Genomic DNA, 25714 nt, shown 5'->3' on the forward strand with positions numbered 1-25714 from the left:
ACGGGGGGCTAAATAGCCCAGGCCTTACCCCCGGTCAGTTCCTGTAGGTCGCCGCAGGGGATGTACTCCCCCGGTACGGGCAGATAGACAAGTACCTCCGTTCCGATCGGTTCGCTGTTGAACCAGGCCCCGACGATCTGCGACTTGAGGTCGAAGTAGGTATCCCGGGCGGAGCCATCGACTTCCGGCATTGTATCCCAGTCGGTATCCGGATTTTTGTAGTGGAGGTCCTGGTCCTGTAGGTAGACCAGTGATTTTTCCGAATCCATGCCATTGAAGGGACCGGCTTCATCGGCATCCATGCGTTCGCGGAGTGCCGTGAGGCCGTCACGGAACTTCGAGCGCGATTCCTCCGCGTACACCTGGCCCACCATTTTGTCGATCACCTCGGGTACACCCACGTCGAGGGCGCCCGGAGTATCGGTGGTTGGAATCATGGTGTCGGCCAGTTTCGAGATGAACTCATACTCTTCTTGCGTGAAAAAGGAAGGTTCGTAGACGGCCTCTCCGGCGGCCACCGCCTCGTCGCGCTTACAGCCGGCTAAGAGGGCGGAGGCAACGGGACCGCTGACGGCCATCCCGGTGATGTAAGCGGTATACCGCAGTAATTCTCTTCTTTTCATCTTCTTAGATGTTCATCTTTTTAAGTTCGTTGACGGCATGATCGGCGGCCCGGGCCGTAAAGGCCATGTACGTCAGCGAGGGGTTGACGCAGGCGGCGGAGGTCATGAAGGCGCCGTCGGTCATGTAGACGTTGGGCGCGGCCCAGAGCCGGTTGTATTTATCGACCACGCTGTTACTGGGGCTACTGCCCATACGGGCCATACCCATCTCGTGGATGCCCAGGCCGGGGTAAGAGTGGGCGTTGTAGGTGCTGACGTCCTTCATTCCGGCCGCTTCGAGCATCTCCGCGGCATCGTTCATCATATCGTCGACCATGGCGTATTCGTTCTCCCCCCACTTCGCGTTGAAGTTAAGGGTGGGCAAGCCGTCTTTATCAAGCTTGTCTCGGTCGAGCGTCATCCGGTTATTCGTGTCCGGCAAGGTTTCGGCAAAGGCGGTCAGGCCCATGTTCCACTTTCCGGGACGGATCAGCGCGTCTTTGAGCTCCGGGCCCACCTTTACGTTCATCTCCCGGACCAAGTGGCCCCAGCCGCCGCGTCCGGCACCACCCTGGTAGCCGAAGCCGCGTAAGTAGTCTTTTTTGCTGTTCCGATCGCCCAGGTTCTGGTAGCGGGGAATGTAGACGCCGTTCGGTTTGCGGCCCTTTTCGATTTTATCGCCGAAATCATCCGTAACCCCGTTGGCCCCGACGCGGAAATGGTGGTCCATCACGTTACCACCGAGTTCGCCGCTGGTGTCCATGGTCACGCCTTCCTCATGCTCCGTATTCATGACGATGTAAGAGCTGGGAATGGCCGAAGCGCAGAGGAATACTACCTTGGAATAGGCTTCGTGGTCCTCACCGGTTTCGGTATCGCGGAAGCGGACACCTTTGGCACGCTTGTTTTCCTTGTCGTAGATCAGGCTATAGACCGAGCTGTTAGGGCGCAGGGTCATGAGACCGGTTTCCTGTGCTACGGGAATGGTCGATGACACACTGCTGAAGTAACCACCGTAAGGACAACCCCGTATACAGCGGTTGCGGAATTGACAGGCGCCGCGGGTGCCCAGGTGAACGCTCGGGTCGTAGGCGGTCAGGTGAGCTACCCGGCCGGCGGTGACCACGCGGCCACCCATGTTCTCGGCAACTCCCTTTCGCACCTGGTCTTCCACGCAGTTGAGGGGCATCATGGGGAGGAAGTTTCCGTCGGGAAGCTGGGATAGACCGAGTTTTTCCCCGCTAATGCCAGCGAAGGTTTCCACGTAGGTGTACCAGGGGTCGATATCGGCGTAGCCGACGGGCCAGGGGGTGGCGATTCCGTCGCGGGCATTGGCCTGGAAGTCGAGATCGCTCCAGCGGTAACTGTGCCGTCCCCACATGATTGAGCGGCCGCCTACGTGATAACCGCGCATCCAGTCGAAGCGCTCCGTCTCCGAATAGGGGTGCTCGCTGTCTTTTACGAACCAGTGTTTGCTTTGCTGGGATACGGTGTATCCGGTGCGGTTTTGTTTTGGGTAGTGCTCCTGGATTTCCTCCGCGGCAACGCGGCCCAGGTTCTCAAAGTCCCAAGTATCCAGGTTGGCCGTAGGGTAGTCGCCGTGCTGTACCATCCTGCCCTTTTCCAGGACCAGCGTCTTGAGGCCTTTCTTCGTCAGCTCCATCGCGGCCCAACCTCCGCTGATGCCGGTTCCGACGACAATGGCGTCGTAGGTGACTTCCTCGTCACCTTGCGAATTGAATTTCATATGATCGATTTGTTCGTTCCCCGATTAAGGGGGAGGTAAAGTAACAATAATGTTGCGGCATAGATGTGTTCCACGCACTCTTTTCCGGGTCAACCTACAGACCTACCGATAAATTATAGGGTTGGGGCGCGCCCCACGTAGGAGAAAGGCTACCGGAGTGAATAGCCTTAAGCGGGATTTACCCACGAGAACAACACTTGCCACCATTTCTTCCGGGGCGCTTCGGGAAATGCCGCTTCGGGCAATTCGGCAAGGAGGTCGACTGACCGCGATCTGACCGACCGGATGGGCGGAGCGACGAGGGTAGCCAGCGGCTCGGTGAATTTAGGGATCCGCGTATCGTAGGGTTGGTAGGTTTTCACCTCGTAATAGGTGAATAGCTCCCCGACGGTTAAGGAATCCGCCTGTCCCCGGTCGCTCCACACTACCAGCCGGTCCACGGGAAGGCCGTGGCGCTGGGCCAACTGGAGGGCGGTGCTATCGCCATCCCACACGGGAATCTCCCGCCGGACGTAGTGGCGGTCGCCATCCAGTTCGCCATCGCCCGCAAGCGGGTGGGTCCAGGGTAGGTAGATCGCGTGTTCCGGAGTGCTCGCGGGATGGGTCTCGAGATAGGTGCGCATCGCCGGCATGACCCGGGAGGGCAACTGCAGGGAATGCCCGCCGCGGAGCCCGGGCAAGTACCCCCGCAGGTACTGGGGATTCATTTCGATGACGACCTCGGGGCGTAAGCCGGTCACCTGCGCCACCCGGTAGAGGCTTAGCTTACGGTCGACGATGATCCGTTCCGTCACCTGCTCGTCCAGGGGCAGCTTGGTGGCATCCAGTCCATAGTCGTTGTGGTAGGTCATCAGGAATACCGCGGCGATAAAGTTGGGAACGTAGTGCCGGGTTTCACGGGGGAGATAGCGCCGGAGCGTCCAGTAATTCCGGCTTCCCGAGCGGCGGATGGCCCGGTTGACGTTTCCGGGGCCGGAGTTGTAGGCGGCCAGTGCCAGGGCCCAGTCGTCGTACCGTTCGTATTGCATCCGGAGGTATTCGAGCCCGGCCGCGCATCCCAGCCAGGGGTCGAGGCGCTCGTCCAACTCCCCGTTGACGATGAGTCCGAGTTCCCGGGCCGTACCCGGCATCAACTGCCAGAGCCCGCCGGCCCCTACCGGACTGACGGCCCACGACCGCAGGGCACTTTCCACCACGCTCAGGTGCTTTAACTCCAGGGGTAGGCCGGCCGCTTGCAGCTGTTCCTCGAAGATCGGGTAAAAGCGTGCCGAACGCCCCAGTACGCGGCCGCTGGAAATGGGCCAGTTGCGGATGTAGTTGACGACGCGTTGAAATACCGCGTCGTCTACCTGGTATTCGAGCAGCGAGCCATCAAATTCCTTTAGCCGTCGTTCGACTTCCTCCCGGCTCAGTTCCATGATCTGGCGGGCATAGCGCTCGGCTTCGGCCTGCGAAAGGGGGGCTTCCGCCGCCAGGGGCAGGCTGAGTAGGCTGGAAAGGAAGAGGAGGTAAACGAATTTCAAAAGCAGGAGGTCAAATAAGTTGTGGGGTAGGAGGACAAGATAGCAAGAATACCAAAACAGACCACCCGGAACGGTTGGGCCGCCGAACGGGCTACGTACTGAACAACTTTATGGGGTCTTTTAGTACGGGGCGTGCTTTCATTGGCGGGTTCAGGCGGTGAAAAAAAGCCATTCAATGGCCAGGGGGAACTCACTGCCCCACCGGGCTTCATTGTGCTGCCCGAAAGGGTCCACCGCAAGCCGGACGTCCAGCCGGGTAGCGCCGGGTTGCTTCAGGATCTGTTGCTGAAACCGTTCCATGTTCGGTACCATGGTACTGCTCTCGGCGGCACCCCCGTAGAGATAGATTCTGCCCCCGTACTGATGGGTGAGGTTCATTAGCCGGAAGGGGATTTCCGGCGTGACCCAAAGGCTGGGGCTGAAAATCATCAGCTTCTGATACACCGCCGGGTACATGATCCCGGCGTAAATACTGATCAACCCGCCGAGGGAACTGCCGCCGATTCCGGTATGCTGGGGTTCCGGGCGGGTACGGAAGTGGCGGTCGACATAGGGTTTCAGGGTTTCGGCCAGGAAGCGGACGTACATGCGACCGTCGCCCCGTCCGAGCCGGGTCTGGAAGGAGGGGGTAAATTCACTTACCCGCTCCGATTCGGCGTGGTCGATGGCAATGACGATCAGGTCTCCCATGCCGCTTTCGGCGAGGTTGGCCAATCGCTTGTCTACCCCCCAGCTACCGTAGGGAGCGTAGTCGTCGAACAGGTTCTGACCGTCCTGCAAGTACAGGACGGGATAGTGTTTGCCGGAGGTGGCATAATCGTGTGGTAGCAGGGCGGCTACCCGGCGCGTTCGGATCAGCTCCGGTATTTCGAAGGCTTCATGAATCACCTCGATCTTCGGCAAATAGTGGGGGTTGAAGCGCAAGCCCGGGCTCGCCCACCGCTCCACGTGATCCGGCAGCACCCACGGTACGCTGACGTAGCGGCTGTGGTTTTCCGTACTGGCACCGTCCGCTCCCAGCTCTACGGCCTCCCACCCCCCCCGGGTGTATTTGTATTCCAGGTACGCTACCTCCTCGCCGAAAACGAAGGTATACGTATACGCACCCGGCTCGTTGCCGGGCAGCATGCGGTAGTTTTCGTCGCGGGCGTTCCAGTTATTGAAAGTTCCGGCGACGTAGACGGGGCGCGGGTCGTCGGTGGTGGTGATCAGGCGGAGGGTACGCTCGGGCATGCTGATTGGTCTGGCGGGGCAAAGGTACGGTGCCGGTTCGCCGGGCTACTCCGGTAATGCGGGCTATCCGCGATGGTCAACCCATACCCACCGCCGTAACCTGGTCCGCGTAGTAACCCTGCCGCCCCTCCCGCAAGCTGAAGCGGACGCGATCGCCTTTTCCCGGCGGGCGGCCCACCACGTTGCGTTTACGGAAATGAAATTCCTCCCGCGTCCCTTCCAGGCGGAGATACCCGTACCCTTTTTCCGGGAGGTAAAAGAGCACTACGCCCAGGGAGAATTCAGGCAGCATACTTCGGGGTGGGGGGGTGGACGGTTGGGATGAGCCGCGAAAGATAGGTAACCGTCCCGGTGAAGCGCGCGCTGGCGGGACGGAACCACGAATCCGCGGCGGCCGGCGTCTAGGAGTTGGTCTACCCGGCGACTAAGCCCGTACTGGAAACCTTTGCACCCGCGCTCCGTCGCCCAGGGAAGCCTATCCGCTACCGGCGAACGTTATCTTTGTCTCCATGCTCAAACAGCTCCTCTTCTTCCTCTTTCTCCCCCTCACCGGCATACTGGGCCAGGTCGACAGCATCGGGCAGTGGCGTAGCCTGCAGTCTTTCTCGCAGGGCCAGTACGTGACCCAGAGCGAGGAATCGATCATTTACACCACCGGAGCGGCGATATTTTATCTCGATAAGGAAGATTTGAGCTTTACTCCGCTTACCCGCACCGATGGTCTGGCCGGTGGACGCATCAACATCGTGGAGTACCACCAGCCAACGGAAACGCTGGTCATCATTTACGAAAACAGCACCATCGACCTGCTGCATGAGGGGCGGTTTTCTACCCTGCCCCAGATCGATAACTTCAATTTCAGCGGCGACAAACGCATCTACGACGTTTCCTTCTCGGACGACGGCAACACGATGTACCTGGCGGCGGGCTACGGCATTTCCTCCCTCTCCCTCGACGAGGAGATTTTCAACTTTACCACTTTTACCGGCGTGCAGGTCTCCGCGGCGACCGAGTACGGGGATCACCTCTACGCGGCCACCCCGGAGGGTCTCTACCGGGTACCCCGCACCGGTACCAACATCAACGACTTCGGTAGCTGGGAACTTCTCAGCACGGGCTTCGGATTGCCCGGCGATTACACCGCATCGACCGTCGAGGTATGGCGGGATGGTTTATACTTCGGCGTCGATAATGACGTGTACCGGCTAGACGGAGATACGACCACCCTACACTTCCGGGCACCCGTGGCGCAGCACCGGTTGGCCCAACTCAGCGGCGGGCCGAACTTCTTGCTAGCCGGTTTCCGCTGTACCGCCACCAACTGCGCCGATCGCGCGGTATATCCCCTTACCGAGGTGGCCGCCGACGTCTCCAGGCTCGGAGACTGTGCCTTTCAATTCAACAATGCCATCGAGGACGAGCGGGGGCGAATCTGGTTCGGAGACGACGCCGAAATTATCAGCTACCTCGACGGCCTGGGCGGGAATTGTAACCGGCTCCGGTATCCCGGCCCGCCGGAAGACACGAACTACCGGATTCTGCACGACGGGACCTCCCTGTGGGTAGCACCCGGCCGACTCGACGAAAACACATCGCCCAGCTTCGACTTTGACGGCGTTTTTCGCTACGTGAACGGTAGCTGGGAAGTATACCGGCGGAACGAGATCGCCGCCTTCCGGGGTGCGGACGGGCAGGTCGGGGGAGACGACGATTTCGCTACCGTGATCGACGTGGACTACGACCCCGTGAACCGGATCCACTACTTCAGCTCGTTCTTCGAAGGCGTGATTGCCCGGGACGAAGCGGGCACCTTCACCTTATTCGACGAAACCAATAGTACCATCGAGTTGGCTCCGGATGCCGGTGCCGGGCGTATCCGGGCGGCCGGTGCCGCGACCGACGCCGCCGGGTTCACGTATGTCGCCGTAAGCCGGGCCGAGAACAACGGTATCGTAAGCGTGCGGAGCCCGGAAGGGGACTGGGCGGCCTTGGGGCAGGACTGCGGGCTGAATATCGCCATCGATATCGCCGTAGATGCAAACGGTTACGTATGGGTCGTGCACCGTGGTGGCGCCAACGGGGGGCTGACGGTGATCGACACGAACGGGACGCCCCTGGACCCCAGCGACGATCCACCGTGCCGGACCATCACTATGGCAAACAGCGTGCTGCCTACCAACCAGACCCGCAGCATTGCCATCGACCAGGATGGATCGATCTGGGTGGGGACCGCCGAGGGAGTCGTGGTGTTCAACTGCAATGCGTCTCCCTCGGACCCGGATGGTTGCACGGGAGTGCTACCGCAGACCGAAGCCGACGGCTTCGGAGCGTACCTGCTGGCCAACGAAGAGGTCCGCACGATCGCCGTCGACGGTGCCAACCGGAAGTGGCTGGGCACCAACAGCGGTGCTTTCTTGCTTTCGGAGACCGGCAACGAAGAATTGCTGCAATTCAACCGCGGCAACAGCCCGCTGCTCGATAATACCGTGCGCAGCATTACGATCGATCCGGAATCGGGGACCGTCTACTTCGGAACGGAACTGGGCGTGATCAGTTACCTGGGCGATGCCACGCAGGCAACCGCGCTCTTTAACGAAGACCTTATCGTCTTTCCCAACCCCGTCGAGCCCGGCTATTTCGGCCCGATCGCCATTGACGGATTGGCCGTGAACGCCCGAGTAAAGATCACCGATCTAAGCGGGAAACTGGTGACCGACGGGCTAAGTAACGGCGGCCGCTATATCTGGGACGGCAACGACTACAACGGACGGCGCGTGACGACCGGGGTGTACCTGCTATTCGCTTCCAGCGGAAGTTCTACCAACTTCGAGCAGCAGGATTCGGGGAGCGCCGTGGCCAAGATCGTATTCATCCGGTAAGGATCGCAGCGGGGAAAGTGGCGGGGCCACGCTATCTTCGCTCCAATGGCCCTCCAATTTCACTTTCACGCCGACCACCCCGAACCCGGCACCACTCGCTGGCTGCATCTCAGCTTTTACCTGGGCGCTATCCTGCTTGTCGTAGCCGGGGTATACGAGCTGTACCGGTACGCTACGTACTGGACGGCGGGAGACGATCGCAGTCACCTGTGGCAACTCGGGCTGGGGATTCTTTACCTGATGGTGGCGGCCGCCGTTGCTTTTGCTACTTACCGGCACGGTGGACAAGAGACGCCCCCCGATCGCTACGTAACCATCGAGGGGGGCGTGATGACCTACGCGCTCGACCAGCTCAACGGCCGGCAGCAAATCAGGCTGGCCGATATCCGGTCCATTCAGCGGCCATCGGTCCGCGACCTGATCCTGGAGCTAAGCGACGGGCAGCGAACGGTCTTGCCGATCTACCTGATCGATGACGAAGCCAAGCAGGAGGAGTTGGAAAAGATACTGGCGGGGGCGGCGGAGCGCAGGAATTAGTCCTTATTCGCGAGCTGACCGCAGGCGGCGTCGATATCCTTCCCCCGGCTGCGGCGTACGGTGACCATTACGCCCCGGTCGCGTAGGTAGCGGGCGAAGTCGTCGATGCGGTGCTCGGTAGACTTCCGGAAGGGGGCGTTGGAAATGGGGTTGTACTCGATAATGTTGACCATGCTGGGCACCCGCTGGCAAATCTGGTAGAGCCGTTCGGCATCGTCGAGGCCGTCGTTGAAGTCCTGGAACGTGATGTATTCGAAACCGATCCGTTTTTTGGCCTTCTCGTAGAAATACTCCAGGCTCTCGATCAGGGCTTCGAGGTTATTAGACTCGTTGATCGGCATGATTTCGTTGCGCTTGGTATCGTCAGCGGCGTGGAGACTGAGGGCTAGATTGACTTTGGTGTCCTCATCGGCGAGTTTGCGAATCATTTTGGCGATGCCGGCGGTGGAGACGGTGAGGCGACGGGGGGCCATGTTCAGGCCGGTGTGGCTGGTGATGCGATCGATACTGCCGATCACTTCCCGGAAGGCCAGCAAGGGTTCGCCCATACCCATGTATACGATGTTGGTGAGCGGTTTGCCATAGGCTTCGAGGCACTGCTCGTTGACGAGGTACACCTGGTCGTAAATCTCGGCGGCGGTGAGGTTCCGGAGCCGCTGCATCCGGCCGGTGGCGCAGAAGGTGCAAGAGAGGCTACAACCGACCTGGCTAGAAACGCAGACGGTGAAGCGGTCGTCGTCGGCCACCGGGATGAGCACCGACTCGATGAGGTGGCCGTCGTGGAGGCGGAAGCGACTTTTGATGGTGCCGTCACTGCTGCGCTGGGCTTTGTCCAGGGTGATGACCGGCAAGCTATACCGTTCCTTGAGCTTCTCGCGTAGGGGAAGGGAGAGGTTGGTCATCTCGTCAAAACTGCGGGCGCCTTTCTGCCACAGCCATTCGTAGATCTGCTTGGCACGGAACTTTTTCTCCCCCGACAGGATGAGCTGGGAGGTTAATTCCTCCTGGCTGAGGGAACGTACGTCGGGAAGGGTGGCGGTAAGTGGGCTGGCGGACATAGGAGGCAAACGCCCACGGGCCGGTCACGGTTGAGGGCCAACCCTATCTGCCAAGTCTTGTTACATTACGCCGGACTGAAGCCCGGCGAACCGCCTTATCAGACACTATGCCATTACCGCCAAACCATCTGGACCTTTACGAGCAGGCCCTCCGGTACGACCGGGTGGGGGATCCCTATACGGCCGTAAAGCTGCTCAAGAAAGTGACGCGGATCGTGCCGGAGTGGGCGGACGCCTTCCGGGGGCTCGCCGTCATCTATTCCCGGCGCCGGGAGTGGAAACCCGCCCTCCACTACTGGAGTAAAACGGTGGCCCTGGACGCCGATGACCGGGAGGCGTGGTGGCAACTGGGCCTGGCCGCCGTGCCGCTGAAGCGCATGCGCACCGCCCAGACGGTCTGGGCGAAGTTCGGATTCGATAAGCTCAGCTACCGCGACCCCCAGGGGTTGCAACTGAAACACGCCGACGGCTACGAGATTCTCTGGATGCAGCCCCTGGATGCCGCCCGCGGCCGGGTGGTGAGTATCCCGCATCCGGGAAGCGGCATGCGTTATCGGGACCTGATGCTCTACGATCGCCGCGGCCAGAAAGGGTACAACGTGATCGCCCGGCGGCGGGTGCCGATCTTTCAATCGGTAGATCGCCTGAAGCATTCGCCCTACCAGACCTTCAGCTGCCTGCTGCACACCAGCGAGGCGGAGCAAATCGAACAGCTGGAGCAGCTATGCTACGATGCGGGGCTGGGATTCGAGGTGTGGAGCAATGCCACCCGGGCCGTCCAGTACAATCCGGCCCGAGCCACCGAGGAAGAGCGTCGCGCTTTTCCGGAATACTACAGCGACCTGCTCCCACGGCCCGAAACGGGTACCAGTCTGGTGGCGATCGCCGCCATTCACCCGGCGGAGGTGGATCGGGTACTCAACGACTGGCAGATTATTTCGCTGCAGCAATATTCCGATCTACGGGCTTACTGAGTGCGTCTACGAAAGCCAGCACCTCGCGGAGCCCACCTACGGCGATCACCCGGTCCATATCACTGAGATCGTGCAGGGTAGCCTGGTAACCCGATAGGACAAACCGGGAATCCGGGCAATACCGGAGCACTTCCCGAATGAGGCTTTCCACCGGCCTGGCCACGTAGGTGCTGGAAAGGATGGTAAACAGGTAATCCGTCGGATGGGTCTTGCAGGCATCACCCAGATCGGCCGGTGAGAGGTTGCCGCCCAGGTACAGTACCGGAACGCCCCGTCGCCTGAGCAAGTACTGAATAAAGAGCATGCTCAGTTCCTGGCGTTCGTCTTCGGGCAGGAACAAGGTGAAGGAAGGTAGGGAATCGGACGTTCCGGGGGGTAGGCGATCGGTGGCCGCCAGCAGCTTTTGGCGGATCTGGCACCCTACGAACGACTCGTGGACGGCCGTGACCGAACCGGTGAAGTACAATACCCCAAGCTTGTCGAGGAAGGGATACACTACTTCCATCATGGTCTCCTCAAACCCCCGCTGATCGATGTTCGTGTCCAGGATGAGCCCGAATTTTTCGGCGTTCATTTCCAGGGTCGAGTGGGAGAGGGCATCCAACTGGGTATCCGGACTGATGTTTAGGGAAGACAGCGCGGCCACCTGGGCGGCGCGCTCTTCCGGGCTCATGGCCGCTATCCGGCTAATGCGGTGACCGTTGCGGTTGAGGACGGCCACGTTGTACAGCTCCCGGAGGTCCTCCTCCAGGTAGTAGCGCACGTTGTGCTCGCTTCGGCGTGCCACGATTAGGTCGTACCGCTGCTCCCAGGCACGCAGGGTGTGCGCGCGGATGCCCGTAAGTTTCTCTACGTCAGTGATGGAGTATACCGCCAAGGGGGAAGAATCTGAGTAATAAATGCAACTTGTTACCAAGGTCTGCGCCTAACGCCACGCCGAAATAATGGTTCAGTTGTCCGGCCTGCACAAGCTTCGCCGGCTATGTGCTATTTTTCCGCCCGGATGCGGGACCGCGATGCGTGTGGCCCAGACCTAATACCAGCTCTATGCGATTACCTCTACTGTCCTTACTCCTAGTACTTGTCATGCCGGTGAGCGCGCAGGATTGCTTTTACCAACTGCGGCTGACCGACAGCGAGGGCGACGGATGGAACGCGGGAGCCCTAACGGTACGGGTAGGGGGTACCTCCTTTACCTACACCCTGGACGCCACGAACGACGACGGGGCCAGCCGCGATTTCTTCGTTCCGGTGAACGACGGCGATGCGGTGGTCATTGGGTTCGAGGCCGGCGCCTTTCCCGAAGAGGTGGGCTTTTCGGTGCTGGACAACAACGACAGCCTCATCTACGAAGTCACGGCACCGGCAACGGATGCGGAACTGACCACCTTCACCGCCGCCTGCCGCTCCTGCGCTCCGCCGCCCCGCTCCTCCATCGAGCTGTATCGCATCCGCTTCAACAGCGTGGACATCCGCTTCCGCTCCACCCCCGGCGATCCCACCTACCGCATCGAATACGGCGAGGGGGAATTCGACCCGACGACGGACACCGGTACCGAAATCCTCACCCAGGACACCATGCTGCGCGTCAGCGGACTGGAACCCCTTACGACCTACCGTTTCTTTGTCACCACGATCTGTAACAACCCGGCCGATACTACGGTACGCCGGGGACCCTTTCGCATCGATACGCCCATCCGCCGCGACGTGGGCATTACGGAGCTGCGCCGCCCGGTCAGTAAGTGCCAGCCAGCCGCCACTGATTCCGTGACGGTTGGCATCACCAACTTCGGCGGCGAACCCCAACAGTTTATCCGGCTCGACTTCACGGTGAACGGCGAACCCAGCGGCGTGCAAATGCCCTTCGACGGTATTTATACCGGGGTGGTAAGCCCGGATAGTACCGAGTATTTCACCTTTGACGCCCGGGCGGATCTGCGGCAGGCGGGCTTTTACGAGTTCCAGGTCTTCACCATGCTGGAGGAGGACGAAAACGTAGGCAACGATACGCTCACGGCGTCCGTGGTCAGTCTGCCCGTCATCAGCCAGTTCCCCTATCTCGAGAGCTTTGAAACCGGTGACGGCTTCTGGTTTACCGAGCAGGGGGGGCGTGGACCCGTTAGTTGGGAGCGGGGCGAGCCCCGGGGGCAACGCATCGACCGGGCGGGATCCGGCGATTTTGCTTACGTAACCAACGCTGGCGGGCCGTATAACGACGACGAACGCAGCTACCTGCTTTCTCCCTGCTTCAACTTCTTGGACCTGGAAGAAGACCCGTATCTCTCTTTCCTCCTGTCCGTGGACACCGAGGAGGAATTTGACGGGCTCCATCTGGAAGCGAGCACTGACGGTGGTGACACCTGGGAACTCGTCGAACGTAACCCCTCGGGCGTGAATTGGTACAATAACGGCCTACAGCAGGTGTGGGACGGCAACGGGGGCTTTGGTGAGGGCTACTCCCTGGTCGGTCAGCAACTGCGGGGTTACGCCGGTGAAGACCAGGTGCGGTTACGGTTCGTGTTTACCAGCGACGGCGACGTACGCCGGGAAGGCGTGGCAATCGATAACATCCGGATCACCGACCGCCCGCAGGTGGATTACGCCGTGACCCGGGTGAGCCTGATCAACGAAGCCAACTGCTTTAACGAATTCGATACCGTCCAGATCCGGCTCGCTCGCCTGGGAGAGCAATCGGTTGATAGCGTCCTGGTCTACTACTCCCTCAACGGCGACCCCGCAGTGGTGGAGCGGGCCCCCGCCCCCCAGACCTACGGCGAGCAGCAGACCTACAATTTTGACGTCCGCCTGCAGTTCGGCAGTGCCTCCCGCGACCGCAACCGGCTGGTCGCCTGGGTGGAGGCCGAGGGCGACAGTGCTACCTATAACGATACCGTACTGTACCGATTCATGCTGGCTCAGCCGCTTCCTTTTTTGGCCGATTTCGAGGACCGTCGGGTGCCCCGCTCGTGGGAGATTCCCTCGGACATCGTGATTGCCGCGCGTCCCGGCAGCCCCTCCGTGGCGTTGACCGATAACCTGAGCGCCGACGACACCGAGATGGCCTTCACCACGGCGAATTACGGGCCGGTTGCCCAGGGCGACGAGTTCGTCTTCACCCTCCGCCAGCGCGACGCCGACGGTAACCCCGTCAGCGGCGGTATCGAAAACCTGACCGTGAATATGATCGTCGACTGCGGGAGTCAAACTATTCCGATCGTTTCGGTAGCAAATCCCGGCGATTCTACCTTCGTGGTATCCATGGACACGGTTTTCCTCGTCTTAAATGAGGTGTCGGATCCCAATATCTACTTCGAATTTCTGGTAGAATGGGGAAGCGGCGACTTTTACGCCATGATCGACGACATCGCCGTGCGGCGCTGCCCCGACGACCTCGACCTGCGCTACACCACCGCCCCGCCCTCGGGCATCTTCGCCGACGACGGGACGGCCTACGTGCTGGCCGGGGCCGGCCTGCCGCCCTATACCTACAGTTGGAGCAACGGCGACACGACCCAGTCCGCCGACAGCCTCAGCGTAGCCGAATACGCCGTCACGGTTACCGACGCGCTCGGCTGTTCCGAAACACTGGACGTAGAGGTCGACCTGACGGCGGTAGCAACGAGTGATCCCGACGACCTACTGTCCGGTCTGGAGGCCTTCCCGAATCCTACCGCCGGGCGGGTAGACCTGCGGCTGGAGCTCCCCGGCCCGCTTGACCTCGGGCTGGAAGTATACGATGGCGCCGGGCGCAGGATCGAACGCCGTTCCCTGGGAAAAAGCAATAGCCTCGCCACCTTCATCGAACTGACGGACCGGACACCGGGGCTGTACCTGATTCGGGTACACGCCGGCGAGGCTACCCGTACGGTGCGGGTGATCAAGCGATAACCGACCGAGGGCCTAACGAATTCCTCGTTCGCGGAGATTGGCGACGTAAATAGCGATGTTACGGGAATGCCCGGCCAAGGTAGTCGCAAAATTGTGCAGGCCGCTACCGTCTCCCCGCGCACAGAAGTAGAGGTAATTGTGATCCTCCGGGTTGAGTACGGCGTCGATGCTGCCTACGCTGGACATCGTGATCGGCCCGGGCGGCAGTCCGGCGTACCGGTAGGTATTGTACGGACTGTCGAACTGGATATGGCGGTTGAGTACCCGTCCCACGTCGAATTCCCGGGTGGCGAAGACCGCCGTCGGGTCCGCCTGTAACGGCATGCCAATTTCGAGGCGGTTGAGGTAGACGCCGGCGATGCGCGGACGCTCGGAGGCTTGGAGGCTTTCCTTTTCCACGATGCTGGCCAGGGTATAAACCTGTGCGGGAGACAGGCCGAGGGCTTCGGCTTGCTGTAGCCGGTTATTGCTGTTCCAGAAACGGTCGTGTTCCTTCACCATGCGCGCCACGAACTCGCGCGGCGTCGCGTTCCAGTACATTTCGTAGGTGTTGGGAATGAAGAGCGTTTGCAGGGTCTCCCTGGAGTAGCCGACGCTGTCGATGAAGGCCGTGTCTTCAAAGAGGCGCAGGAAGGCGAGGCTATCTGGTTCCAGGAAGCGGGCCACCTTGGCGGCGACGTTCATCGGCTCGCGTTCGGTAGTGAGGACGACATCGACCGTGGCCTGGGTTCCGCTGCGAAGTTTTCGGATCAATCCGATACTGCTCAGGCCGGGGCTCAGGGTAAAGCGGCCGGCCCGCATGGGCTCGCGTTGAAAACCCATCCGCGTGGCGAGGGGATCGAAGAAGGTGCGGTTGGGGCGGATCCCGTTGGCGGCCAGGGTATCCATCACCCGTTCGTAGGAGCTGCCGGTAGGGATTTCCACGGTCACCGGTTCCGCGTCCTCGGGCACGGCGGGAACGACCATGAGCTGGTAGTAAGCGTAGCCAGCCAACAACAAGCCGACCAGCACCAGGATGGCAATTATTCTCTTCATGTCAATATTGCTCCTCCTCGTTGGGGAAATCCTGACTTTTAACGTCCGCTACATAGGCCGCGGTTGCTTCCCGGATCACGGTAAAGAGGTCGGCGTACCGACGCAGGAAGCGGGGGTGAAAGTCCTTCGTGATCCCTAACATATCCTGGGTCACTAACACCTGCCCGTCGCAATCGTTGCCGCCACCGATGCCAACGGTCGGGATGTTGACGGTCTCGCTGACGCGTTTGGCCAACTTGGCGGGGATTTTTTCGAGTACCAGACCGAAGCAGCCGAGCTCGGCCAGCATCTCGGCGTCGCTGACCAGTCGCTGGGCCTCCGCCTCTTCCCGGGCTCTCACGGTGTAGGTTCCGAATTTATAGATCGACTGGGGGGTGAGGCCCAGGTGACCCATGACGGGGATACCCGCCTTGAGGATGCGCCGGATACTCTCCGACACTTCCTGGCCGCCTTCCAGTTTGACGGCGTGGGCCCCGCTTTCTTTCATTATCCGGATGCTGGATTTGAGGGCCATTTTGCTGTCGCCCTGATAGGTGCCGAAGGGGAGGTCGACGACCACCAGCGCCCGCTGAACGCCCCGCACCACGCTGGAGGCATGGTAGATCATCTGGTCCAGGGTAATCGGCAGGGTCGTTTCGTGACCGGCCATTACGTTGCTGGCGGAATCGCCTACCAGCAGGACGTCCGCGCCCCCCGCGTCCAGGATGCGGGCCATCGAAAAATCGTAGGCCGTCAGCATGGCGATCTTTTCCCCGGCTTCCTTCATGGCCTGTAGGGTATGGGTGGTCACCCGTTTGACATCACTAACCTTATGTACGCTCATGGCGGCAAAGGTACACCGCGGCAACGACCGTTGGTTAACGTACTACCAAACGCCGGCCGCCACGGTTTCCACTGGTATCTATCAAGACCAAGAGATAAAGGCCGGGCGGCAAATGATCCACCGGGATGGTAAGCTCCCGGAGGGGGCCTTCCCGTTCCCGTCTAACCGCCCGCCGTCCGTCGGCCGTGTAGATTTCCAGCGCGTCCACCGGTATGTCGTCCGTCCAGGAAACCGTCACCCGGTCGGAAGCCGGGTTGGGGACCGCCGACCAGGCCGACACGGGGATGCGGACTTCGCGGGACGACGTACAGTCGTCACCCAGGAAGACCGACCGGAAGGTGCCGGCCGACCCTTCGCAAACGCTGGCGACCTGGACTTCGTAGGAGGTACAAAGGTTGAGTTCATCGACCCGCAGCCCGAGACCCTCAACTTTATGCTCCGTAAACGTTTCTTCGGTCCGCTCGCGGTACTTGACCAGGTAGGTATCGCCGGGTGCCGCCGACGCCCACCAGCTCAGGTCGGTGGCATTGGCACCGACGTCGAAGGTCGCCGTCACGGCGTCGGGGGGCGGGCAGCCCCGGGCGGGGGTGATGTCGAGGCAGTAATCCTCTACTTCGCCACTGTATTGTTGGTTGTTGCCACCGGGGCACCCATTCACCCGCACGGTGGTAAACTGCATGATGATGCGCATCCGGGTCAGGCCGTAGGAGGCCGTGACCGGCACGGTGATCTTTCCCCTGGCTACGCCGCCCCGGGAAGCGGTCTGTTGCATGACCAGTTCGTCGGGGGCGAATTGAGCGTCCTGGTTCCAGTCGATGTACACGTGAAAATCCTGGGTAAAACCACTGCCGCGGTAGTCTGGCTTCAGTTCGATCGGGTACACGCCGCCGGCGACCATGCTCCCCGTGGTGAGGTCTCCGAAGTTGAAGTACGCGCCGTTTTCCCTCCCCGATTCGTTGTCCAGGATGGGCGGGATACTGACGCGGCTGATCCATTCCTGCTCGTTGCCGAAACCGGTTACGGGGCAGTAGTCGCTGTCCAGGCAAACGCCGCAGCCGAGGGTCTTAACCTGCCGCCGGCCCTGGAAGTCCGTGCTTCTATCCAAGCAATTCGTGCGCAGTTCGAATTGGTAATTGCGGCAGTTGCGCAGGCCGCTGATTTCGACGTTTTGTTCCGTTGTGCTGACCTCCTGCCAGGGATCGTCGCCCGTTCGGTAGCGGAGCGTATAGCTGACGGCACTGAGTAACGGCTCCCAGCTCGCGCGTATCTGGCCGCCCGGCTGGGGCAGGACGGTGAAGCCATCGGGCAGGCGGCAACAACCCGGCGATTCGATCGTAATGATGTCGGTCCGGGAAGGGGCATCGCCACAGAACGCGAGCAATTGAAACTGGTAATTCTGGCAGGCTAGCAAGCCTGGTAGCCGGAACGGAGACTCTACGTCGGAGAGGGTGTCCCACGCCACGGAATTCACCCTGCGGTAGCGTAAATCGACCTGCCCGATGGAAGCGATGCGCTTCCAGGTAAAGATCAGGTCGGTGGACGCATCGCCCGGCGGACTGGCCGTAAACGAGGTGGGCGGTAAGCAGTCCGTGCACGCTTCTTGCACCAGCTGCACCGCCGCCCCGACGTCGAGCGCGCCCCCGGTACGGGTTACGTCGGTCAGGGTGGGCAGCGGCCGCGTGGAAGCGAAAACGGCATCCCGGATGCGCCGGGCGGCCTCGGGCGGGTCGCTCCCGGTCAGTTCGCCGAAGGTGACGCACGGGCTGGCGTACAGGAGGCCGATGGTTCCCGTCACCGCGGGAGTGGCGTAGGAAGTGCCGTAGACCGCCCCGTACTGGTTATTGGGGAGGGTGGTGACCACGCCTTCGCCAAATGCCGCCAAGTCAACGGAAAGAAGCCCGCCGGCGGCGTCCTTGACCTTTCCGTCGCGGGTGTCGAGGTTGGTCACCGTGATCAGGAATTCGGAATCGCACAAACTGGGTAGGTCACCGACTTCATCCACGTTGACGTCACTGTTCGGGACGGCCGCCACGCTGAGGATCCCGTACGCCCCCAGGGTATCGTACAGGGCGCACCAGATCGGACTTTGGGAGGGGAATGCGCGGTTACGCCCCCAGCTGGCGTTCGTGGCAACCACGTAGGCGCCCTCGCGGCCCCCGGTAGCGTCGTAGCGTCGCCTGGCCTCCAGGGCGTAGCCGTAGGCCTGTAGCACCTCGGATTCTAGCGGATCGAAATCATTAGTGATGTGCATCACCTTGATCCGCCAGTTGATGCCGGTGACGCCGAGGCCGTTGTTGCCGATGGCGGCCATTTGTCCCATCACCGGGGTGCCGTGGTCTCCTTTCCCGGCCATTACATCGTTGTTGTCGAGGGCGGTGTTCCAGCCGTAGCGGTCGTCTACGTATCCGTTTCGGTCGTCGTCGCGGTGGTTGTCCGGAATTTCATCGTGGTTGATCCACACATTACCGCGTAGATCATTGTGCTCCAGGTCGATACCGTTATCGATGGAAGCGATCACGATGGTGTCGCCGGAAGCCGTCACGCCCCCCGTGGTGATGTCCCAGGCGGATTCGATGTGGTAATCCGCTCCGGGCTGGCCACCGATCTGGCCCGTATTCCAGAACTGCCACTGTTGGCCATACCGGGGATCGTTCGGGCGCCGCCGGGAGGTCAGGCGGTGATTGAGTTGGACGTGAGCCACCCGTGGGTCGGCCGCGTATTGACGCCGCAATTCCGTTTCCGAATGCCGCGCCCAGTTGAAGCTCAGTAACCAGGTGCTACTCCCCACTTCCAAACGCTTCCACCCGGTTAGTTCGGAGTGGCCGACGACCCACGCTTTCCCGTCCACTCCGGGTTGGAACTGTACGATCAGTTCCCCCTGGGCGTAATCCAGCATTTGCGCACTCAGGGTCGCTGACCAAATCAAACACAACAGTATGCAAAGGGGTGGGCGCATGTACCGGTATCAATGCCGAGCGAAAGCCAAAATAGGGATTCGGGCCATTACTTACCGCCGTTTTCCCTACGCCGACTATAACATAGGACGTACGGAGGCGGGTCCGCGTTGGTTTGTCGGCTGCGTGCCAGACGGATGCTTATTACCGTAATCGAATAGGCCCGCCGGCTGACGGTACCATTTCCACGATTGCTACGCAAACACTTTGCGCCAGCCGAAACGCACCAAAATGAGCAGCAGGAGAAAAACTACCAGAAGGTACTGAATCTTAAATCCGCTGAAAACCACGATACGGGTCCGGTCGATGATCCACAGTATGACCAACGTGGCAAAGATCATGACCACCAGCCCCCCGAGTCTTCCGAAGCCCGGTAGTCCCGGCATGTACACCTGCCGGCGAATGATGTAGGCCGTACCAAAGAAGCTAGCGATGGGCACGCCCTGTAGCACGAGATCGGCGTCCAGGATGCTTCCGCGTTCGAATAACCACTTGTAGGCCATCAGTCCCGTGGCCAGGATAGCCGGTACGGCGACCAGGTACAGCAGCGCGCTGTACAGGTAGTTCCACGGGGGCAAGTGGCTTTCCTCCCGTTCCATGAAGCCGGCGAGCAAGGCGGCAAACGGGATCAGTGTGAAGTAGAAAATTACCGCGTCGGGGTGGTCGGCGGCGTAGCGGAGCAGATCGTTCAGGGTCATGACCGGCTAAGGTAGTTCATCGATCCAGCGCCAGGGTAGGAGGCCGGTGAGATTCAGGCGGAAAGCGAGGCGATCCAGCAAGTTCCCACGCTGCTCCAGCAGGTTGTGGGTCTCCGCATCGGCAACCAGTGGCAAGTACAGGTGAAAGCGATCACCGAGTAGGTTTAGCGAGAGCCCGCCGACCCACTTCACTTGGTTGGTTGGATCGCTGTTCACCGTGGACCGGAAGCCGTAGGTGCCGGCGTCGAAGTATATTCCGATGGGTACGGGCAGGGGTAGGTCACCGTCCAGGTTGAGCACGGCCAGGTAATCGTTACTCCGGCCGTAAGGGAAAGCCGCCGCGATCGGCGCCCGGAATCCGCCCTGCCGCCGTTCCAGCTGTTGCTGGTACCAGCCGCTCTGACTCCGCCCCAGGTAGAGGTCGTCGTAGCCGTAGTCGCTGGCGGCATTGTCCACCAAGGAAAAACTAACCGTAGGGTCGGTGGTCCGTTCCCGCAGGTCATGGGCCAGAAAGTAACCGGCGAATAAGCGCCCGCTAAGGAATTTTCCGGGGCGGTACTGGTAGCCGGTAGCGTACTCCCCGTCCAGCCGGAAGTAATCGGCGGAGATAAAGGCATCCGGATCGCCCCGTCGGTATTCCAGCTGCAACCCGTAGCGCGCGGGGTTGATCTCCCGTTCTACAGCGGATCGATACCCCACCCGCAGCAGGTTGTAGCGCACCGACCGGGCATCCTCCAGCAGGTCACCGGCACCGCTGAAGGCGGGGCGCCGCTGGTCGATGTGCACCAGCTGGGAGTACAACCGACTACTGCGCTCGGTAATCACCGGGTGGTCGAAGTAAAAGTCAGTGCGGAGCGCCCAGCGATCGTAATCGTAGATCCCATCCACCGCCGGAGGGTCGAAATCGTTGAATCGCTGTACCCCGCCACTGATCTCCACGCGCCGGAGCCAGTCCGCCGGGCGGACGATCCGGTACCGGGCCCCGGCGAAGCCAACCACTTCCTTACTGGCGAATCCGTACATCGGAGCGAGTAGGAATTCTACTTTCCGGGGTTCCAGGGTGCGGTTATGCAGCGCCAGCCCCAGCAGCGCGCCATCGTTTTCGTTAAAACCTAGCAGGGGGCTCACGAAGAGCTGCGGACGTGTACGTTCCCCGTCGGTGAGGAGGGATAGTTTGGGCAGGGTAAAGCCGGTTCGCCCTTCCGGTCGCCAGTTTAGCCGGTTAAACGCCCCTTCGTCCACGGTCGTCATCGCATCGCGTACGTAGCCGGCCTCGCCCAACGGCTCCAGCGCGGCGTAGAAATCTTCCGGCTCCGGGTGGCGGAACCGCCACTGTTCGTAGTACGCCCGGAAGGCTTCGTCGAGCCGTTCGCGGCCTACCCGTTGTTCCACTTCGTTGAGTACCAGGTTCGGCTTGCTGTACGCCCCCATCCAGTAGTTGTATTCCCCCAGGCTGTCGCTCCGGGTATCCGGAGCCTCGTCGCGTCCCAGGCGGGCCAGGTAGCGGTAGGCGACCTCGTCGACCGCGAGTTCGCGTCCGGGCAGGAGCTGGATACGCCCGTCATGCTGCGGATAAAACTCCTGCGTATAGCGCCCCTCGTAGTAACTGTTAAGCCCCTCGTCCATCCACGGGTGGTCGCGTTCGTTGCTGCCGAGTACGCCGTAGAACCAGTTGTGGCCGATCTCGTGGGCCAGCACCTCGTCTAGGGCGTAGGCGCTGCCGCTCAGCCCGATTACCGTGATCATCGGGTATTCCATGCCGGCGCCTGCGCTGAGGGCCGATTGCACCCCGGTCACCTGCGGATAGGGGTAGGGGCCAACGTGGTCGGAGTAAAAACGGACGGCCCGCTTCAGGTAATCCGTCGAGCTTTTCCAGTAGGCCGATTCCGTGCGCGTAAAGAAGGACCAGACGTCAACGGCATCCTGGGCGCCGGCGCGCGGGTGCAGGGTATCGTGGAGAACCTGAAACCTTTTATCCGCGAACCAGGCAAAGTCGTGGACACGCTTGGCGGTATACGTCAACGTTTTGGTTTCCGACGCGGAGGGCGGGTAAGCCTCCTGGACGTAGCCGTAGGCAATGACTTGTTCGTAATTGGCGAGGGCGTCGCGGGTAGTGTCGGCCAGTTCCAGCAACCAGTCCCGTTCCGCGGCTTCCTGCAGCACACCGGTCGCCGCCACCCGGTAGTTGGCGGGCAGGGTGATGCGCACCGTAAAGTCCCCGAATTCGCTGTAAAATTCCCCCTGGTCGAGATACGGCATCCCGTGCCATCCCCTACGGTCGTAAACGGCAGGTTTCGGGTACCACTGGGTGATCTGGTACGACTGCCCCACGTGCCCCAGCCGACTGAAGCTCTCCGGAATCTTTACCCGGAAGGGGGTGGCGATCGTGGCGGTACGGCCGGTGGCTAAGGGCTCATTGAGGTGCAGTACCCCGATGTCCGGTTCCCGGGTAAAGGCAAAGCGGGCGGACTGGCCGTCGACCAGAAATGAGAGGCTGTCCATCGTTCCCCGTGCTTCGGGATCGGCAAAGTGAAATTCCGTTTCCCCGTTGCGCAGTTGCTGGCGGGCAAAGGCGGTGTGCGCTCCGCTGAACGCCCGGGGCCAGAGGTGGAAGACAATCGAATCGAGCGCTTCGGGAGCGTTGTTAGTGTACGCGATGCGGATATCGCCGTGCAATTCATCCCGCCGGTCATCGAGCCGGACGTCGATCGTATAGCGCACGTCCTGTTGAAAGTAGGCGGTTTGCCCGAGCAGGGGCGCCGCGAGCAGGAGGAGAAGGAGTAGGCGCATAATAGAGTAGGAAGGGCTACAGTAATTCGCCGCTGAAGCCGAAGGGGAGCAGGTCGCCGGCCCGATCGAATACGTAGATTGGCCCGGTCTCTCCCCGCAGGATCAGCCGCAGGCTATGTCCGAAACGTCCTTCGTGCTCGCTCAGTATTTGGCGGCACGATCCACACGGACTGGCCGGAGTATTAAGCGTTTGGGTCGGGGCCTTGACGGTGATGGCCATGGTGACTACGGGCATGCCCGGTCGGAGCGCGGCGGCCGCGGCCATGGCGTTCGGCTCGGCGCAGATGCACATGGGGTAGGCGGCGTTTTCCGTGTTGGCTGCGGCGACGATGGTGCCGTCTTCCAGGCGGGCGGCCGCGGCTACTTTAAATTTCGAGTAGGGAGAATAACTGTTGGGTAGGGCGGCGGTGGCGGCTTCCAGCAGTTCTCGGTCGGCGGCATCCAACTGATCGGGGCGGTCGACTTCGGAAAATCCTATGGTCAGCGTTTTAGACTTCATCGGGTTAAGGTAAATCTTGTACGGGTGGGACCTGACACATCGGATGTCTGTCATTTTGACAGTGCTGACACATCGGATGTCTGGGGCATTTTCGGCTACCGAATCTCTACCGCCTCCGCCGCATTAACGAATAAAACGTTACCGATTTCATCGTAGCCGGCAAACAGCTCTTTCTTCATTCGCTTGAGCGCCTCGTCCCGAAAGCCCATGATCACCAAATCCGCCTCTCCGGAGCGGCTGGCAATAACGCCGCGAACATCGGTGTCGTCCAGGCGGCAGAGTACCTCGATGTTGTTGCGACTAATCGGTAGTTTGCCCGTCTCGATCAGGTCGTACATCCGTTGTTGTTCCTCGGCCAGTTTCGATTCCTCGAATACGGCAAAGAGCTTGATCTCCGCGTCTTTCCAGTCGGAATGGCCCGTCATCACGTAGGCCAGCAGGATCATCAGGTTGGCACTCTCCAGGTGGGCACGGGTGATCCAGACGTGAATGGTTCGCTTCAGCCCGAATCCCCGTTCCGAAAGTCCCAGTATGCCGATGTTGAAGTCGACCGACTTGATCAATTTGAAATTGTCGATGATGTTATCGAGCCCTTCGCCCCCGCGTTTGGAGTATTCCAGGAGCAGGAGGTTGTTTTCGGTGCCGGCGATACCGGGAAACTGGATGATCTGGGCGATAGCGGAGGTGTAAGATGGCGAAACGATCGTATCCACGTAGATGCGGCTGTCCGTGGCTTCCGCCATCCGGATGATGCGCTCCTTGGTGTGGCTGGCCGCCTTCGAGGTGTCGTGGCTCAGGTATCCGTTAATGTAGTGCAGGTAGGTGCCGAAGCCGTATTTCTGGGAGAGCCATCGCAACAGGTCAAAGGCCCCCAGACGGGTGAAGGTGGCGTCGCTCACCGCGATCACGCTCGGGCGCCAGCTCTTCTTTTCCTCTTTTTCGGCCTTCTGCAGAAAGATCTGTATTCGCCGGCTGATCTGGAAAATCACCCCCTGAAAGATGAGCGCCAGGCTCCGCTTATCCGGATTACTGTAGGAAATGTAGAGGTACAGCAGGCCGATCAGTACCACCGCCGCGGCGGCGTAGGTGGAATTCATGATAAAGATCAACCCGAAACAGGCAATCGCCCCGAACAGACTAACGTACCACTTTGATCGGAAAGTCGGCCGGTAACTCGGGTCGGCGGCGAAGTGGTTGAGAAAGCTGATCAGGCAGAGCGAGCCGTAGGTCACCATAAAGAACATGGAGATAATCTCCGCGACGCTGTCCAGGGCCCCGAGCAGGATAAAGAACGCGGCCAGCACCACGGTGATCAGGCTGGCGTTGTAAGGCTCATGGTTAGCACCCCGACCCCGGGCCAGGAAGGCGTTGATCCCGGTAGCGGGAAAGAGCTTGTCCGCGGCGATCGCCTGTAGGGTCCGCGGCGCCACCAGGATCGACCCGAGGGCCGAAGAGATGGTAGCCGCCGCCAGTCCCAGCGGTACGATCCACCAGCCCTGCCAGGCGATGTCGGCCATGATGAGGTTCGTCGTGTCGGCGAGCGCTTCCGGGGGGGCGGAGGCAGCCAGCTTCCAGGCCATAAACAGGTAAACGACCATGCCCCCCAGGGTAGCCGCCAGCGTGCCCCGCGGGATCGATTTACCGGGATCACGCAAATCGCCCGATAGCCCGACCCCGGCCGTCATACCGGTAAAGGCGGGAAAGATGATCGCGAAGACCGTAAAGAAGCTCAGCGGCGGCATCGCCGGTTCCGGGTCCGCGGGCGGGGAAGCCGGGCGGGCTACCGTCGATCCGCCGGGGTAGTATACGGTGTCCGGTTGGCCTTCGCCCTCCGCCCGGGTGACCAGATCGTTCAGGGCCTCGGCCGTTACTTCCCGGTCGGCCGTGTAGCTGTTGAAGAATTCCACGGAGTGCTCCCGCCCGTAGTCCGTCGTTCCTACGAAAAAAGCCAGGAGGGCCAGGCCGAGGGTCGCCACTACCAGATAAAGAATTTTCACGCCCAGATCGGCTCCCTTCGTCAGAATAAGTAGGGTAAGCAACAACAGTGCGGGAATGCCGATGGTCTGTGGAAACTCGAGCAGGTAATCCACCCACGGAAACAGCACGTACGTTTCCCGCATCCATACGATAAGCGGTCGGAATGCCTCGGTAAAGGCCATGATGTAGAAGGCCACCGAGATTGCCTGGGATAAATACAGGGCAATCCCAATGGTGCCGCCGATCACCAAACCGAAGCTGCGGGAAATGATGTAGTATTCCCCGCCACCCTCCACCTTCTGGTTCGTGGCGATCTCGGCTATAGCCATCGCCGTAGGAATCGTAACGGCATGGCCGATCAGAATGATGGCAATCGTCCCCGCCAGTCCAACCATACCTACGGCGAAGCCGAAGCGGAGGAACATGATGGCCCCTAGTATGGTAGAAATGGCGGTGAAGAAGACCGGCGCGGTACCGAATTTCTGCTTTTCCATAGG

At 60.8% G+C, this 25714-nt stretch carries 18 protein-coding genes; 4 read left to right on the forward strand and 14 right to left on the reverse strand.

Annotated features, from left to right (window positions below; translation table 11 throughout):
• Positions 1–8 precede the first annotated feature (8 nt).
• From CLV84_RS10095 to CLV84_RS10115, 5 genes are all read right to left on the reverse strand, one after another.
• The gene (locus CLV84_RS10095) at positions 9–623 is read right to left on the reverse strand and encodes a gluconate 2-dehydrogenase subunit 3 family protein (RefSeq protein WP_104419674.1); all 615 of its coding nucleotides are present in this window, start codon (positions 621–623) and stop codon (positions 9–11) included.
• A gap of 4 nt (positions 624–627) precedes the next feature.
• The gene (locus CLV84_RS10100; protein WP_104419675.1) at positions 628–2349 is read right to left on the reverse strand and encodes a GMC oxidoreductase; all 1722 of its coding nucleotides are present in this window, start codon (positions 2347–2349) and stop codon (positions 628–630) included.
• A gap of 167 nt (positions 2350–2516) precedes the next feature.
• A complete protein-coding gene (locus tag CLV84_RS10105; protein ID WP_104419676.1) occupies positions 2517–3872 on the reverse strand; it encodes a lytic transglycosylase domain-containing protein in 1356 nt (451 codons plus the stop codon).
• A gap of 150 nt (positions 3873–4022) precedes the next feature.
• Positions 4023–5105, reverse strand: a complete 1083-nt coding sequence (locus tag CLV84_RS10110) for an alpha/beta hydrolase (RefSeq protein ID WP_104419677.1) — start codon at positions 5103–5105, stop codon at positions 4023–4025.
• A 76-nt stretch (positions 5106–5181) separates the two neighbouring features.
• Positions 5182–5397: a cold-shock protein gene (locus CLV84_RS10115; protein WP_104419678.1), complete on the reverse strand. Its 216-nt coding sequence runs from the start codon at positions 5395–5397 to the stop codon at positions 5182–5184.
• A 217-nt stretch (positions 5398–5614) separates the two neighbouring features.
• Here CLV84_RS10115 and porZ point away from each other — a divergent pair, with 217 nt between their 5' ends.
• Both porZ and CLV84_RS10125 read left to right on the forward strand, forming a co-directional pair.
• On the forward strand, positions 5615–7984 hold the full coding sequence (gene porZ / locus CLV84_RS10120; protein ID WP_104419679.1) for a type IX secretion system anionic LPS delivery protein PorZ: 2370 nt from the start codon (positions 5615–5617) through the stop codon (positions 7982–7984).
• A 45-nt stretch (positions 7985–8029) separates the two neighbouring features.
• Positions 8030–8521 carry a hypothetical protein gene (locus CLV84_RS10125; protein ID WP_104419680.1) on the forward strand — a complete coding sequence of 164 codons (492 nt, stop codon included), beginning with the start codon at positions 8030–8032 and terminating at the stop codon, positions 8519–8521.
• Here CLV84_RS10125 and rlmN read toward each other — a convergent pair.
• On the reverse strand, positions 8518–9579 hold the full coding sequence (gene rlmN / locus CLV84_RS10130; protein ID WP_104419681.1) for a 23S rRNA (adenine(2503)-C(2))-methyltransferase RlmN: 1062 nt from the start codon (positions 9577–9579) through the stop codon (positions 8518–8520). The genes CLV84_RS10125 and rlmN overlap by 4 nt on opposite strands.
• Before the next feature lie 107 nt (positions 9580–9686).
• Here rlmN and CLV84_RS10135 point away from each other — a divergent pair, with 107 nt between their 5' ends.
• On the forward strand, positions 9687–10553 hold the full coding sequence (locus CLV84_RS10135; protein WP_104419682.1) for a tetratricopeptide repeat protein: 867 nt from the start codon (positions 9687–9689) through the stop codon (positions 10551–10553).
• Here the strand turns inward: CLV84_RS10135 and CLV84_RS10140 are convergent.
• The gene (locus tag CLV84_RS10140; protein ID WP_104419683.1) at positions 10513–11430 is read right to left on the reverse strand and encodes a MerR family transcriptional regulator; all 918 of its coding nucleotides are present in this window, start codon (positions 11428–11430) and stop codon (positions 10513–10515) included. The two genes, CLV84_RS10135 and CLV84_RS10140, sit on opposite strands and share 41 nt — an antisense overlap.
• 170 nt (positions 11431–11600) lie before the next feature.
• Here CLV84_RS10140 and CLV84_RS10145 point away from each other — a divergent pair, with 170 nt between their 5' ends.
• Positions 11601–14441 carry a T9SS type A sorting domain-containing protein gene (locus tag CLV84_RS10145; RefSeq protein WP_104419684.1) on the forward strand — a complete coding sequence of 947 codons (2841 nt, stop codon included), beginning with the start codon at positions 11601–11603 and terminating at the stop codon, positions 14439–14441.
• 12 nt (positions 14442–14453) lie between these two features.
• Here CLV84_RS10145 and mltG read toward each other — a convergent pair whose 3' ends face one another.
• From mltG to CLV84_RS10180, 7 genes are all read right to left on the reverse strand, one after another.
• Positions 14454–15476: an endolytic transglycosylase MltG gene (gene mltG / locus CLV84_RS10150; RefSeq protein WP_104419685.1), complete on the reverse strand. Its 1023-nt coding sequence runs from the start codon at positions 15474–15476 to the stop codon at positions 14454–14456.
• Position 15477: 1 nt separating this feature from the next.
• Entirely contained in the window at positions 15478–16299 is an 822-nt protein-coding gene (panB, locus tag CLV84_RS10155) for a 3-methyl-2-oxobutanoate hydroxymethyltransferase (RefSeq protein WP_104419686.1), read from the reverse strand.
• Between the two features lie 34 nt (positions 16300–16333).
• On the reverse strand, positions 16334–19225 hold the full coding sequence (locus CLV84_RS10160; protein WP_170067656.1) for a S8 family serine peptidase: 2892 nt from the start codon (positions 19223–19225) through the stop codon (positions 16334–16336).
• 222 nt (positions 19226–19447) lie between these two features.
• Complete coding sequence (locus CLV84_RS10165; RefSeq protein WP_104419688.1) at positions 19448–19951, reverse strand: hypothetical protein; 504 nt, start codon at positions 19949–19951, stop codon at positions 19448–19450.
• 6 nt (positions 19952–19957) lie between these two features.
• Positions 19958–22741, reverse strand: coding sequence for a M1 family metallopeptidase (locus tag CLV84_RS10170; protein WP_104419689.1), 2784 nt, complete (start codon positions 22739–22741; stop codon positions 19958–19960).
• A gap of 16 nt (positions 22742–22757) precedes the next feature.
• Complete coding sequence (locus CLV84_RS10175) at positions 22758–23240, reverse strand: cytidine deaminase (RefSeq protein WP_170067657.1); 483 nt, start codon at positions 23238–23240, stop codon at positions 22758–22760.
• A 95-nt stretch (positions 23241–23335) separates the two neighbouring features.
• Positions 23336–25711, reverse strand: coding sequence for an APC family permease (locus CLV84_RS10180; RefSeq protein WP_104419691.1), 2376 nt, complete (start codon positions 25709–25711; stop codon positions 23336–23338).
• Positions 25712–25714 lie beyond the last annotated feature (3 nt).

It is taken from the genome of Neolewinella xylanilytica, assembly GCF_002934605.1.
In the GTDB taxonomy this organism is placed as follows: Bacteria; Bacteroidota; Bacteroidia; order Chitinophagales; family Saprospiraceae; genus Neolewinella; species Neolewinella xylanilytica.